The organism is Streptomyces sp. NPDC030991, assembly GCF_055571235.1.
In genome coordinates this window covers 357,625-371,258 of record NZ_JBVIFR010000004.1, presented here as the reverse complement: position 1 = coordinate 371,258, position 13,634 = coordinate 357,625, and the positions used below count along the sequence as shown (strand labels likewise).

At 69.0% G+C, this 13,634-nt stretch carries 13 protein-coding genes; 6 read left to right on the top strand and 7 right to left on the bottom strand.

The annotated features are described in order from the left end of the window. Positions 1-17: 17 nt before the first annotated feature. Both ACZ45E_RS10375 and hisC read right to left on the bottom strand, forming a co-directional pair. Positions 18-1,523 carry a cytochrome ubiquinol oxidase subunit I gene (locus ACZ45E_RS10375; RefSeq protein WP_468218899.1) on the bottom strand — a complete coding sequence of 502 codons (1,506 nt, stop codon included), beginning with the start codon at positions 1,521-1,523 and terminating at the stop codon, positions 18-20. A gap of 259 nt (positions 1,524-1,782) precedes the next feature. Beyond that, positions 1,783-2,862, bottom strand: coding sequence for a histidinol-phosphate transaminase (gene hisC / locus ACZ45E_RS10370; RefSeq protein ID WP_468218897.1), 1,080 nt, complete (start codon positions 2,860-2,862; stop codon positions 1,783-1,785). 379 nt (positions 2,863-3,241) lie between these two features. On the opposite strand from hisC, the gene ACZ45E_RS10365 reads away from it, so the two are divergent. The 3 genes from ACZ45E_RS10365 (at position 3,242) to ACZ45E_RS10355 (ending at position 6,711) form a co-directional block, all read left to right on the top strand. Beyond that, a complete protein-coding gene (locus ACZ45E_RS10365; protein ID WP_468218894.1) occupies positions 3,242-4,354 on the top strand; it encodes a LacI family DNA-binding transcriptional regulator in 1,113 nt (370 codons plus the stop codon). Positions 4,355-4,566: 212 nt separating this feature from the next. Then, positions 4,567-5,673 carry a metallophosphoesterase gene (locus ACZ45E_RS10360; protein ID WP_468218893.1) on the top strand — a complete coding sequence of 369 codons (1,107 nt, stop codon included), beginning with the start codon at positions 4,567-4,569 and terminating at the stop codon, positions 5,671-5,673. 159 nt (positions 5,674-5,832) lie between these two features. Further along, positions 5,833-6,711 carry a hypothetical protein gene (locus ACZ45E_RS10355; protein ID WP_468218890.1) on the top strand — a complete coding sequence of 293 codons (879 nt, stop codon included), beginning with the start codon at positions 5,833-5,835 and terminating at the stop codon, positions 6,709-6,711. A gap of 95 nt (positions 6,712-6,806) precedes the next feature. Here the strand turns inward: ACZ45E_RS10355 and thiC are convergent, their stop codons facing one another. After that, positions 6,807-8,585, bottom strand: coding sequence for a phosphomethylpyrimidine synthase ThiC (gene thiC, locus ACZ45E_RS10350; RefSeq protein ID WP_468218888.1), 1,779 nt, complete (start codon positions 8,583-8,585; stop codon positions 6,807-6,809). 228 nt (positions 8,586-8,813) lie between these two features. On the opposite strand from thiC, the gene ACZ45E_RS10345 reads away from it, so the two are divergent. Then, positions 8,814-10,178 carry a YibE/F family protein gene (locus tag ACZ45E_RS10345; protein WP_468218885.1) on the top strand — a complete coding sequence of 455 codons (1,365 nt, stop codon included), beginning with the start codon at positions 8,814-8,816 and terminating at the stop codon, positions 10,176-10,178. A gap of 75 nt (positions 10,179-10,253) precedes the next feature. Here the strand turns inward: ACZ45E_RS10345 and ACZ45E_RS10340 are convergent, their stop codons facing one another. The 4 genes from ACZ45E_RS10340 to ACZ45E_RS10325 all read right to left on the bottom strand — a co-directional run bounded on the left by ACZ45E_RS10340 (position 10,254) and on the right by ACZ45E_RS10325 (position 12,456). Beyond that, positions 10,254-10,721 (bottom strand): SsgA family sporulation/cell division regulator, encoded by a 468-nt coding sequence (locus tag ACZ45E_RS10340; protein ID WP_468218883.1) that lies wholly within the window; start codon positions 10,719-10,721, stop codon positions 10,254-10,256. 100 nt (positions 10,722-10,821) lie between these two features. After that, entirely contained in the window at positions 10,822-11,598 is a 777-nt protein-coding gene (locus ACZ45E_RS10335) for an IclR family transcriptional regulator (protein WP_468218880.1), read from the bottom strand. A gap of 183 nt (positions 11,599-11,781) precedes the next feature. Then, on the bottom strand, positions 11,782-11,994 hold the full coding sequence (locus ACZ45E_RS10330; RefSeq protein ID WP_468218878.1) for a DUF5326 family protein: 213 nt from the start codon (positions 11,992-11,994) through the stop codon (positions 11,782-11,784). Between the two features lie 144 nt (positions 11,995-12,138). Next, complete coding sequence (locus tag ACZ45E_RS10325; protein ID WP_468219206.1) at positions 12,139-12,456, bottom strand: cupin domain-containing protein; 318 nt, start codon at positions 12,454-12,456, stop codon at positions 12,139-12,141. Between the two features lie 70 nt (positions 12,457-12,526). On the opposite strand from ACZ45E_RS10325, the gene ACZ45E_RS10320 reads away from it, so the two are divergent. Both ACZ45E_RS10320 and ACZ45E_RS10315 read left to right on the top strand, forming a co-directional pair. Then, the gene (locus ACZ45E_RS10320) at positions 12,527-12,904 is read left to right on the top strand and encodes a phage holin family protein (RefSeq protein ID WP_468218875.1); all 378 of its coding nucleotides are present in this window, start codon (positions 12,527-12,529) and stop codon (positions 12,902-12,904) included. A 9-nt stretch (positions 12,905-12,913) separates the two neighbouring features. Then, the gene (locus ACZ45E_RS10315) at positions 12,914-13,408 is read left to right on the top strand and encodes a low molecular weight protein-tyrosine-phosphatase (protein WP_468218872.1); all 495 of its coding nucleotides are present in this window, start codon (positions 12,914-12,916) and stop codon (positions 13,406-13,408) included. Positions 13,409-13,634 lie beyond the last annotated feature (226 nt).

Below are 13,634 nucleotides of genomic sequence, written 5' to 3'. Positions count from 1 at the left end.
GAAGCGCTCCCTTGGCCCTAGTAGGAGAAGGCCATCGGCTTGTCGGCGTCACGGTCGCCGCCGATCTTGGTGGGCGGGTTGAGGTCGTCGTCGCTGAGCTCGGGCGGTCCGGCCTTGATGTACTTGACCATCAGCTTGACCTCGATGACGGCGAGCACCGCGTAGAGCAGGGTGAAGACGGTCATCGAGGCGATGACCTCGCCCTGCGAGACGCTGGGGGAGACCGCGTCGCGGGTCTGCAGGACGCCGTAGACGACCCACGGCTGACGGCCCATCTCGGTGAAGATCCAGCCCCAGGAGTTGGCGATCAGCGGGAACCCGATGGTCCACAGGGCGACGATCCAGTAGAGCTTGGTGAACTTCGGGCTGAGCGCCTTGTTCTTGAAGAGCACCAGGTTCGGTGCCTCGTCCTCGCCCGTCCTCAGATGCTGCGGCAGCATGAACTTCTTGCGGGTGAGCCAGAGCCCGGCGAGGCCGATGGCGAAGGACGCCATGCCGAAGCCGATCATCCAGCGGAAGGCCCAGAAGGTGACGGGGATGATCGGCCGGTAGTCGCCGGGCCCGTACTTCTCCTGCTCGGCCTTGTTGGTGTCGTTGATGCCGGGGATGTACGAGGTGAAGTTGTCGTCGGCGAGGAAGGACAGCACTCCTGGTATGGAGAACTCGACGCTGTTGTGTCCCTTGCTCACGTCTCCGTAGGCGAAGATCGAGAACGGCGCGGAGTTCTGGCCGTCCCACAGCGCCTCGGCGGAGGCCATCTTCATCGGCTGCTGCTTGAACATGACCTTGCCCAGCTGGTCACCGCTGATCGCGGTGAGCATGCCGGCGATGACGACGGTGATCAGTCCGAGGCGCAGCGACGTCTTCATCGTCGCGATGTGCTTCTTGCGCGCCAGGTGGAAGGCCGCGATGCCGACCATGAACGCGCCGCCGGTGAGGAACGAGGCGGACAGTGTGTGGAAGGCCTGGGTGAGCGCCGTGTTCTGGGTGAGCACCTGGAGGAAGTCGGTGAGCTCGGCCCGTCCGGTGGCCTTGTTGTACTTGTAGCCGACCGGGTGCTGCATCCAGGAGTTGGCCGCGAGGATGAAGTACGCGGAGAGGATCGTGCCGATGGACACCATCCAGATGCAGGCCAGATGGATCTTCTTCGGCAGCTTGTCCCAGCCGAAGATCCACAGGCCGATGAAGGTGGACTCGAAGAAGAACGCGATCAGCGCCTCGAAGGCCAGGGGCGCTCCGAAGACGTCACCGACGAAGCGCGAGTAGTCGGACCAGTTCATGCCGAACTGGAACTCCTGCACGATGCCCGTCACGACGCCCATCGCGATGTTGATCAGGAAGAGCTTCCCCCAGAACTTGGTGGCCCTGAGGTACTTCTCCTTCTCCGTACGCACCCAGGCGGTCTGCAACCCGGCGGTCAGCGCCGCGAGCGAGATCGTCAGGGGAACGAAGAGAAAGTGGTAGACGGTGGTGATGCCGAACTGCCATCGCGCCAGGGTCTCCGGCGCCAGAGCCAGGTCCACTGCGTCATCTCCTTACATCACCGCGGCCACAGCAGCGGTTTGTCCCTAAAAATCCCGCACTTTTCCGGAGGAACCGGGACGCGCTTGTGAACGCGTTCACATTCACAAGCATTATGTCGTACTGGTTGTCGGAATCCGAAGGGGGGTCCCCCTACTGCGAGCAACGCCACAGTGGGCCGCGGCCGGGGCTCGGAGCACGCACGGGCGCGCGAGGCGGCACATTCCGCCTCACGCGCCCGTTCACCGTGTCCTGCGGGTCTCAGAGCTCCTTGCGGAACGCCTCCGCCGCGTGCAGGAAGATGTCGTTGGCCTCGGTCTCCCCGATCGTGGCCCGCATCCCCTCACCGGCGAACGGCCGGACGACGACCCCGGCCCGCTCGCACGCGGCGGCGAAGTCCATGGTCCGCTCGCCCAGGCGCAGCCAGACGAAGTTGGCCTGCGTCTCCGGCACGGTCCAGCCCTGCGTCCGCAGCGCCTCGACCACCCGGGTGCGCTCGTTCACCAGCGAGCCGACCCGGCCGAGCAGCTCGTCCTCCGCCCGCAGCGACGCCACCGCCGCGTCCTGCGCGAGCTGGCTGACACCGAAGGGGACCGCGGTCTTGCGCAGCGCAGCCGCAACCGGCTCGTGCGCGATGGCGAAGCCGACCCGCAGCCCCGCGAGCCCGTACGCCTTGGAGAAGGTCCGCAGGACTGCCACGTTCGGCCGGTCCCGGTAGATCTCCACCCCGTCCGGCACCTCCGGGTCGCGGATGAACTCCCGGTACGCCTCATCGAGCACGACCAGCACGTCGGAGGGCACGCGATCGAGGAATCGTTCCAGCTCGGGCCGGCGGATGGCATTGCCCGTGGGGTTGTTGGGGTTGCAGACGAAGATGAGCCGCGTGCGCTCGGTGATCGCGTCGGCCATGGCGTCGAGGTCGTGGTCCTCGTCCGGCGTGAGCGGCACCCTCACCGACGTGGCGCCGCTGATCTGCGTGATGATCGGGTACGCCTCGAAGGACCGCCACGCGTAGATGACCTCGTCGCCAGGGCCGCTGGTCGCCTGGAGCAGCTGCTGGGCGACACCGACCGAGCCCGTGCCGGTCGCCAGATGCGTGACCGGCACCCCGAAGCGGTCCGCCAGCTCGGCCATCAGGCCGGTGCACGCCATGTCCGGGTAGCGGTTGAAGGTCCCGGCCGCGGCGATCGCCCGCTCCATCACCCCGGGCAGCGGCGGATACGGGTTCTCGTTGGAGGACAGCTTGTACGCCGCCGGACCCCCGACCGCCGCCGGCCTGCCCGGCTTGTAGGTGGGGATCCCCGCCAGCTCCGCACGCAGCTTGGGGTTCGTCTCGCTCACCGCAGTCCTCCTTGTGGCCACCGTTCCAATACTGCTCACCTTAAGAGGATTGGCCGCCCGCCCCAATGGGCCGGTCCGCTCCGCCCGTGAGGAGGCCGGAGCGAGGCGTACGGAGAGGGGGGAGCGCTCCACTTGCTGGCGCGCGCCGGTGGCTCGCGCCGTGGCGCGCATCACCCGTGAAGGTGAGTTGAGACCTACTCGCAACATCGCCGACTTGGCAGGCCCGCGCGCGCCGACACGTGACGTAGCCCCGCGAAGCCCAGCAACTCCCTTGTGTTCCATGGTCACTGACGGGGTATCACCTTGCAGAAACGTGCCTGTCAACGCGTGCATATGCACCCCTGCCATGCAGCCGCATGAGCCCTACTATCGGCTCGCCATGACAGCAGCAGGGAAGCACCAGGTGAGCCGGGCGGAGACGACCCGCAGGGGCACCCGGCCGGGTCGCGCAGGCATCAGAGACGTTGCCGCCGCCGCCGGGGTCTCGATCACGACTGTCTCCGATGCGCTCAACGGCAAGGGCCGGCTCCCGGACGCCACCCGACGCCATGTCCGCGAGGTCGCCGACCGGCTGGGCTATCGCCCTTCCGCGGCCGCCCGCACGCTCCGTACCGGCAAGTCGGGCCTGATCGGCCTGACAGTGACGACCTACGGGGATGAACCTTTCACCTTCACCGAGTTCGCGTACTTCGCGGAGATGGCGAGAGCCGCGACGTCAGCCGCGCTGGCCCGCGGCTACGCCCTCGTCATCCTGCCCGCCACCTCACGTCACGACGTGTGGTCGAACGTCGCTCTCGACGGCACCGTCGTCATCGACCCCTCCGACCACGACCCGGTCGTCAGCGAGCTGGTCCGCCAGGGCCTGCCCGTCGTCTCCGACGGACGTCCCGCGGGCACCCTGCCCGTGACCGCCTGGGTCGACAACGACCACGAGGCCGCCGTGCTCGGCATCCTCGACCACCTCGCCGAGGCCGGCGCACGCCGCATCGGCCTGCTCACCGGCACCACCACGGACACCTACACCCACCTCTCCACCTCGGCGTATCTGCACTGGTGCGAGCGGATCGGGCAGGAACCGGTCTACGAGTCCTACCCCGCGCACGATCCGTGCGCGGGCGCCGTCGCCGCCGACCGGCTGCTCGCCCGGCCCGACCGCCCCGACGCGGTCTACGGCCTCTTCGACCCCAACGGCACCGACCTGCTGGCCGCTGCCCGCCGCTACGGTCTGCGCGTCCCAGAGGATCTGCTGCTCGTGTGCTGCAGCGAGTCGACCGTGTACGCGACCACCGAGCCACCCATCACGACCCTCTCGCTCAAACCGCGCCGCATCGGCACGGCCGTCGTCCAGCTGCTCATCGACGCCATCGAGAGCGTCGATTCGGACCGGCCGGTCGAGCAGGTGATACCGACCGAACTCATCGTGCGGACCTCGTCGCAGCGCCGCCCACCCCGCACCACGGTCAGCCCGCCCCGCTCCTCGGGGCAGGGCTGACCGGCCCCACCCCCCGCCGTCACGCGTCGCCGCCCCCGGCGGACGAGAGGAAAAGTCCACACCAATTCGGGAGAAAAGTGTGGTGAACAGCCGCCCGTCACCGATTCACCACCCCTGGTGCATCACACAGCGCGAGCCGCATTCCTATGATGGGCGGACGACACCGCGGGCCGCTGCGACCAGGCAGTCCGATCCGGTGCACAGGCGGCGCAATGGTGGAGGGGTCGATGACTCAGGGGGCCGGTCAGGGACCCGCAGTGCGCACGGAGACGCTGCGCGACTTCCGCGTTCCCGCGTACGTCCATGACGTACCGGCGAACGTGATGCCGACCGATCCCGCTCCCGACTCCCCCGAGCCGGCGGATCTCCCCGACGGATACACCCCGACGGAGCGCGACCTGCCGGTCATCAACCGAGGGGACACGGTGCAGGTGGAGGTCGTGCAACCGGTGCCCCGCACGGGCGACGAGATGGGCCCGCTGTTCGTCGTCGGCGACGTGCACGGGTACCTCGACGAGCTGCTCGCGGCGCTCCACGAGAAGGGCCTGGTCGACGCGGAGGGCACCTGGGCCGCGGGCAACGCGCGCCTGTGGTTCCTCGGCGACTTCACCGACCGGGGGCCCGACGGGATCGGCGTCATCGACCTCGTGATGCGGCTGAGCGCCGAGGCGGCGGCGGCGGGCGGCTACTGCAAGGCGCTCATGGGCAACCACGAGCTCCTGCTGCTCGGTGCGAAGCGGTTCGGCGACACCCCCGTCAACTCGGGCGCGGGCACCGCCACCTTCCAGGCGGCCTGGCTGCTCAACGGCGGCCAGAAGTCCGACATGGACCGCCTCCAGGACGTACACCTGCAGTGGATGTCCCGGCTCGACGCGATCGAGATCGAGGACGACCACCTGCTCATGCACTCGGACACCACCGCCTACCTCGACTACGGCGACTCCATCGAGGCGGTCAACGACACGGTCCGCGAGACGCTCACGCGCAACGACGCGGACGAGTGCTGGGACCTGTTCCGCAAGCTCACCAAGCGCTTCGCGTTCCGGGACGGGGAGTCGGGCCCCGGCGCCGTACGCGAACTCCTCGGCGCCTACGGCGGCTCGCGCGTCGTACACGGTCACAGCCCGATCCCCTACCTCCTGGGCGATGTCGGCACCGAGGACGCCGACGGCGAGGACAGCGGGCCCGTCGTCGAGGGCCCCCATGTGTACGCGGACGGACTGGCCATCGCCATGGACGGCGGCGTGACCATGGCCGGAAAGCTGCTGGTCCAGCAACTGCCCATGGATAGCCGGGTCTTCCCTGGGCAGTCGCGGTAAACGGAGGATCCGGCTGGCCGGCGGGCCAATTTCCGGAAACCCCCTGTCACCGCTTGCCGTGACCGCTCTACCATCGGCGTATCCGTAGCAGGCTCCCCTCCGTTTCTGCCCGACGGCTCGTAACCATGCGGGCCACCAAGCCCTACGGAGCATCGGGGGATGCACATGAACAGCGCTCCGCATTTGCTGAACGAGGACCGGCCCGAGTTCGAGCGGATCCTTGATGAGGCGCTGCGTACCGCACCCAACCGTCCGGATCTCGCCGCAGTGGGCCAGCGGCTCAACCCCGAACAACTGCGCACCATGGCGCTCAACGCGGCAGCACTGATAAGTACCGCGGCCGCTACCGAGTACGAGCACTACACCAAGGTCCGCGACGAGCTGCGCCCCGGCCCGCGGCCCGCCCGTCCGCTACGCGAAGGAGGCACCTCCAGCACGGCCGAGTCAGGCGGCGGCTCCCTGGGCTTCGCCGCCACCGTCGGCGAGGTCGCGGAGACCACAGGGCCCGGTGTCGCCGCGGTCGCCGTCGTACTCGCCCCGGTCCTCGCCGGGACCGCGGCCGCGATCTTCCTGCTGGTCGGCTACATCCTGAAGATGCTCAACCCGCCGCCGGACTTCGCCGACACCTTGCTGTCGGTCGGCTGGTTCTTCGGCGCGCTCACCGCGGCGGGCATCCTCGTCGCCGCGGTGTGCCTGCTCCTGACGGCCCTGCGCAACGGGTCGACCTCGCTCCAGGCAGGCGCCGACGGCGAGGCCAGCGAGGAGGTGACGCGCGCCAGGGAAGCCTGGGGCGCGGCACTTCTCGAACGCGGCATCGTGCCGTTCCTGCGGGAAGCCCTGGCGGGCCCTCCCACGGGCGGCACATCGCTCGGTGGCGGCCGGGGTGGCGGCGCCAACCGCATGCCCCAGCTCGGCTACAACAGGCCGGGCTTCAGCAGCCCCGACGGCGGGGGAACCGCCACGGGGCAGCGCGCCGGCTTCTCCAGCCCGGACTTCTCCAGCCCGGACTTCGGCGGCCCGGAGCATCAGCCCGACTGAACCGCCGGTGAAAGCGCCGAACCATGACCGGGCTCGGGGCGAACCATGGCCCCGAGCCCCGCGTCATGCCGGCCCATCGAGCGCCGGTACGCCGGTCAGTCGGCCAGCGGCAGATAGACGCGGTTGCCCGCCTGGGCGAACTCCTTCGACTTCTGCTCCATGCCCGCCTCCACCTCGGCCTTGGTGGAGCCGTGCTCGCGCCGGATGTCCTGGGAGATCTTCATCGAGCAGAACTTCGGGCCGCACATCGAGCAGAAGTGCGCGGTCTTCGCGGGCTCGGCGGGGAGCGTCTCGTCGTGGAACTCCCGTGCCGTGTCCGGGTCGAGCGCCAGGTTGAACTGATCCTCCCAGCGGAACTCGAAGCGGGCGTCGGAGAGCGCGTCGTCCCAGTCCTGCGCGCCCGGGTGCCCCTTGGCGAGGTCCGCCGCGTGGGCCGCGATCTTGTACGTGATGACGCCGGTCTTCACGTCGTCGCGGTTGGGCAGGCCCAGGTGCTCCTTGGGCGTGACGTAGCAGAGCATCGCCGTGCCCCACCAGGCGATCATCGCGGCGCCGATCCCTGACGTGATGTGGTCGTACGCCGGAGCGATGTCCGTGGTCAGCGGGCCGAGCGTGTAGAACGGCGCCTCCTCGCAGATCTCCTGCTGGAGGTCGATGTTCTCCTTGATCTTGTGCATCGGGACGTGGCCCGGGCCCTCGATCATGGTCTGGACGCCGTGCCGTTTGGCGATGGAATTGAGCTCGCCGAGGGTCCTGAGCTCGGCGAACTGCGCCTCGTCGTTGGCGTCCGCGATGGAGCCGGGCCGCAGGCCGTCACCGAGCGAGTACGTGACGTCGTACGCCGCGAGGATGTCGCAGAGTTCCTCGAAGTTCTCGTAGAGGAAGCTCTCCTTGTGGTGCGCGAGACACCACGCGGCCATGATCGAGCCGCCGCGCGAGACGATGCCGGTCTTGCGGTTGGCGGTCAGCGGGACGTACGGCAGGCGGACGCCGGCATGGACCGTCATGTAGTCCACGCCCTGCTCGGCCTGCTCGATGACCGTGTCCTTGTAGATCTCCCAGGTCAGCTCCTCGGCCTTGCCGTCGACCTTTTCGAGGGCCTGGTAGAGCGGCACGGTGCCGATCGGGACGGGGGAGTTGCGCAGCACCCATTCGCGCGTGGTGTGGATGTTGCGGCCGGTGGAGAGGTCCATGACGGTGTCGGCGCCCCAGCGGGTCGCCCACGTCATCTTCTCCACCTCCTCCTCGATGGAGGAGGTGACCGCGGAGTTGCCGATGTTGGCGTTGACCTTCACCAGGAACCGCTTGCCGATGATCATCGGCTCGATCTCCGGATGGTTCACGTTGGCGGGCAGGACCGCGCGGCCGGCCGCGATCTCCTCGCGCACGACCTCGGGGGCCACGTTCTCCCGGATGGCCACGTACTCCATCTCCGGGGTGATCTGCCCCCGCCTGGCGTACGCGAGTTGGGTCACGGGCTCGCCGCTCCTGCCGCGGCGCGGCTGGCGCGGGCGGCCCGGGAAGACCGCGTCGAGGTTGCGCAGCCCGCCACGCGGCGAGGTGTGCTTGAGGCCGTCGTCCTCGGGGCGGGCGGGTCGGCCCGCGTACTCCTCGGTGTCCCCCCGGGCGATGATCCAGTTCTCCCGGAGCGGCGCGAGGCCCCTGCGGACGTCGGTGTCGACGGTCGGATCGGTGTACGGGCCGGAGGTGTCGTACACCGTGACGGCCTGGCCGTTGGTGAGATGCACTTGGCGGACCGGCACGTTGAGGTCGGGGCGCGAGCCCTGGATGTACCCCTTGTGCCAGCCGATGGACTTCCCGGTCTCCGGCTCGGAGCCGCTGGAGGCAGGCGTGCTTACGTCCGTGGTGGTCATGAGACCTACTCCCTACGCCGGCATTACCCGGTAACAGGTTCGGCGGTCGACGCAGCGATGTTCGCCATGGGCGCTCCACGTTGTTTCACGTGAAACGCGCTGGGACGAAGGTCAGCGCCCTCTCAGCCCGGTGCTCCGAGCTCCCGCGTTTGCAAAGGTGCCTCCACGCTAGCGTCCCTTCGGACGCGTTGAACAGAGGGCCTCTGCCGTTCTTGCGATGATCGGGCGGTGACCACCACGCAACAGCCCCCGCCTCCGCCCTCCCAACCGCCGCACGGTTCGGGCCCGTCCGGCGCGGGGCACGGCCCCGGCGGACATGGCCACTCGCACAGTCATGGTCCTGCGACACCCGTCTCCAAGCATCTGCGCAAGGTCATCGCGGCGATCCTGGTGCCGTTCTCCGTCGCGGTCGTCGTCGGTCTCGCGGTGCTGTGGCCCGGAGGCGCCCCGGCTCATGAGCGGACCGGCGTCGGCTTCGACCGGCAGACGCAGCAGGCCACGGTGGCACGGGTCGAGAAGGTCGACTGCAAGTCCGTGAACGCCCCGGGCTCCGCTCCCACCTCCACGGCCGAAGGCGCGGTCACGCAGCAACAGGCCGCCGGCACCTGCGGCAAGGCGACCATCCGGGTCGAGACCGGCAAGGACAAGGGCCGTACGTTCACGGATGTCGTCCAGCCCGACTCGCCGCGGCAGTTGAGCGAGGGGCAGAAGGTGATCGTCGCCTACGCGCCGGACGCGCCGAAGGATCTGCAGTACTCGGTCACCGATGTGAACCGTAAGTTCCCCATGGCGCTGTTGGCCGGGATCTTCGCCCTGGCCGTGGTCGTGGTGGGGCGCCTGCGCGGTGTGATGGCACTGGTCGCGCTCGCGGTCAGCTTCCTGGTGCTGACGCTCTTCATCCTTCCGGCGATCCTGCAAGGCTCGAACCCGCTGGTGGTGGCGGTGGTCGGGGCGAGCGCGATCATGCTGATCGCGCTCTACATGTGTCACGGCCTGACGGCCCGCACCTCGGTCGCCGTGCTCGGCACCCTCGTCTCGCTGCTGCTCATCGGCCTCTTGGGTTCGCTGTTCATCGGCTGGGCCGCATTGACGGGCAACACGGACGACAACACCGGCCTCATCCACGGCTTGTACCCGCACATCGACATGAGCGGTCTGCTGCTCGCCGGCGTCATCATCGGCTCCCTGGGCGTCCTGGACGACGTGACGGTGACGCAGACGTCGGCCGTGTGGGAGCTGCACGAGGCCAACCCCACGATGGGCTGGCGCGGCCTGTACCGGGCGGGTATCCGGATCGGCCGCGACCACATCGCGTCCGTGGTCAACACCCTGGTCCTCGCGTACGCGGGTGCGGCGCTGCCGCTGCTGCTGCTCTTCTCGATCGCGCAGAGCAGCGTGGTCGACGTCGCCAACAGCGAGCTGGTGGCCGAGGAGATCGTGCGCACGCTGGTCGGCTCGATCGGACTGGTGGCCGCGGTACCGGTGACCACGGCGCTGGCCGCGCTGGTGGTCTCCGCCGACCGGCCGGGGGCCCCTGGCACCGCGCAGCCCGCGCCGGCCCGCGGTGGCAGAGGGCGGCGACGCAAGCGCTGAGCGGCGCGGAACGGCTCGGGTGCACCGCGCTGCTGAAGCGTTACGTCAACTGCCCTGCCCGGTCTCCTTCGAGGATCAGCCGGCGTTCTGCTCCTCGCCGAGGATCCGGTCGAGCGCCTCGTCGAGTTCGGCTTCGTAGTCGGCCAGTGCCTGTTCCTGACCGAGCGGGACGAGCTTGTCGGTGCGGTCGAGGAAGGCGATGAGGGGCGCGACACCGGCCCGGAACAGCGCGTGATCGACGCCGACCTGGAGCCGGATGTGCACCTCGCCCGGCAGCTCGTCGGTGTCGCCGCCCCCGGCGAGCTGCACCGGCGAGATCCGCACATCGCCGTCGCCGGTCGCCCCGTTGACCCCGTCGACGAGGAGTTCCCGGCCGAACGCCCAGGTCACGGGCGCGTCGCCGGGGAGATGGAAGGTGAGGCGTACCGCGTACGGATCCCCGGCCTCGTACCGGAGCTCCACCGGGATGCGGAAGGACAGCTCCTCGGAGACGAGGAAGCTCATCATGACCTCTGCCTGAACTGCCTGGACTGACTCGCGCATCGCCTACCCCGTCAACTTGCCGTCGTTGGCCAGGAATGACCTTCCTGACACTGCTTGGCATCTTGCTCAACGTACACGGGAGATTACAAGGAGTGAGTTTTCAGATGCTGATAGAGAAGGCGAGTGTCCCTACGAGGGCGCCGATCTCGTCCTGCAACCGGCGTGCGACGGGCAGCAGTTTGTCGGCCTGACGGGAAGGCAGAGAGATGGCCAGGGCCGCCGCGGTCGAACCGATGGTGACGGGGAAAGCGGCACAGGCCGTGCCGAGCGCGTACTCCTGGCGCTCGATCAGCGGCTCCATCCGCCCCACGGTCCGCAGCTTGCGCAGCAGTGTCCGGCCGTCACGCACCGAATACGGGGTGATGGACCGGGCCGGGTAGCGGTCGAGGTGGTCCCGGCGTGCCTCCTCGCCGAGCTGGGAGAGCAGGCACTGGCCGATGGCGTGCGCGTGGCCGGTCTCGCGGAAATCCGCCCATTCCTCGACGGCCGGACTGGCCGGGGAGTCGGCGACGGCGATGATCTCGATCTCACCCTCACGGTAGATCGCGAAGTAGACGGGGACCCCGAGGGCGTCCCGCCAGTGCCGCAGCGCGTCGGTGATCATGCCGCGACGATTCTGCTGCGCTCCGCTGGTGCTCAGCCGCTCGGCCGCGTCCCCGAACATGAAGACGCCCTTCTCCTTGCGGAGGTAGCCCTCGTGGGCGAGCGTGCGCAGCAGGTGGTACGCCGTGGGAAGGGCGACCCCGGCCTCCCGGGCGAGTTGCTTGGCAGGAGCGCCTCCGTCGTGCGTGGCGACCGCTTCGAGCAACCGCATGGCGCGCTGGACCGAGCCGATGAGCGTCTGCGGGGCTGCGGAGGCGGGATCAGCCGTGGCCAAGGTTCACTCCCGGTACGCGAGGGTCCCCCGCGTACCCCTGGCTCACGGGGGTGGAGCCGTCGGATTCCGGACTTTAATCCTTGGCCACCGGTCGGGGTGGGCCCGGAACGGAAACTTCCCCCGGTCGTGCGAACGGTCGCCCCGCGCGACCGCCCCGACTCTCACCCACCGTCGCGCCGCGACTCACCAGTCGCCGCGCGAGGACGACCCCGCCATGAACTTCCGTACGACGTAGATGAGTCCACCGACCAGCGCGGCGAACACCAGCACCTTGAAGAGCAGGCCGATCACGAATCCGACGACGCTGGCGATCAGCCCGCCGAACACGACCAGGGCGATGACCGGCACCGCGACCCACTTCACCCACCACGGCATGCTCGCGAATATCTCTCGCACTGCCATCGCTCCTTCGCTTTCGAGGCCCTTGCCGGGACTCTTCCGACTTCCTGCATCGATGCTGGCACGCCCGGGGATCCTGTGGGGCCCGGCGATCCCTTGTCCTCCCCTGACCCGCCCCTTAGGGAACCCCGGAGTCCCGGGTCAGCTCTCCGGGGGAGAGAAGACGACCAGAACCCGCAGGTCCTCGCTGATGTGGTGGAACTTGTGGGCGACGCCCGCCGGCACGTACACCACGCTGCCGCGGCCGACCTGCGTGGTCTCCATGCCCACGGTGATCGAGGCGCGCCCGCTGACCACGAGGTAGACCTCGTCCTGCTGGTGCGGCTGCTGCGGGTCGGGCTCCCCCGCGTCCAGCGCGTACAACCCGACCGACATGTTCCGCTCGCGCAGGAACTGCAGATACGCGCCGTCGTTGGCGACGCGCTCCGCCTCCAGTTCGTCCAGCCGGAATGCCTTCATCGCCTCGTCGACCTCACTGTCCACACTCGTCACCGTCGTGCCACTGGTCTCGTCTGCCACGATCAGACACATGATGAATTTCGTAGTCAAGACGATCGCCAACGCGGGGGCCCTGGCCGTCGCGGTCTGGCTGCTCGACAAGATCACGCTGACCGGCGACAGCACGGGCAAGGAGATCGGCACACTGATCCTGGTCGCCTTGATCTTCGGCCTGGTCAACTTCCTTGTGAAGCCGCTCGTGCAGGTCCTCACCTTTCCGCTCTTCGTCCTCACCCTGGGCCTGATCACGCTCATCGTGAACGCCCTGATGCTGCTGCTGACCTCGTGGCTGGCCGACAAGCTGGACCTCAGCTTCCACGTGGACGGATTCTGGACCGCCGTCCTCGGCGGCCTGATCATCTCGGTCGTCTCCTGGGCGCTGAACGTCGTCCTGCCCGAGAAGGACTGAGCCCCTGCCATGACTTACCGTGTCTGTTTCGTCTGCACCGGCAACATCTGCCGGTCGCCCATGGCCGAGCACGTCTTCCGCACTCGCGTCGAGGAGGCCGGCCTCTCCGGCGACGTCGAGATCGACAGCGCGGGCACCGACGGCTGGCACGTGGGCGACGGTGCCGATCCGCGCACCGTCCACGTCCTCCAGGAAGCCGGTTACCCGGCCACGCACACGGCCCGGCAGTTCCACCGCGACTGGTTCGGCCGCCTCGATCTGGTGATCGCCCTCGACGCGGGGCATCTGCGTGCGCTGCGCCGGCTGGCACCGACCCCGCAGGACGCGGAGAAGGTACGGCTGCTGCGCTCCTACGATCCCGCGGCCGACGGTGACGACGGGGACGTCCCTGATCCCTACTACGGCGACCTGGACGGCTTCGAGGAGTGCCTGCGGCTGGTCGAGGCGGCGAGCGGCGGTCTGCTCGGCGCCGTGCGCGACGCGGTGGAGGGGCGGGCGGCGTGACCGGGGCGGGCGCCTCCTTCGCGCGCCGCCCCCGCTGGTCGGCGGGGTGGACATCGGCGGCGTAGGGTCCATCGCCGGGCCGGGCGGACACCTGGCCACACGGGCGGATGCACCCGGTTTCCACTCGGCACCGAGAACTCCGGGAGCCCAGTGACGGATGTGCCGCGGGCGCGGGAAGGGACATGGGACCGACCTGTCCCCCAAGCGTTTCACCAGCCGGTCTACG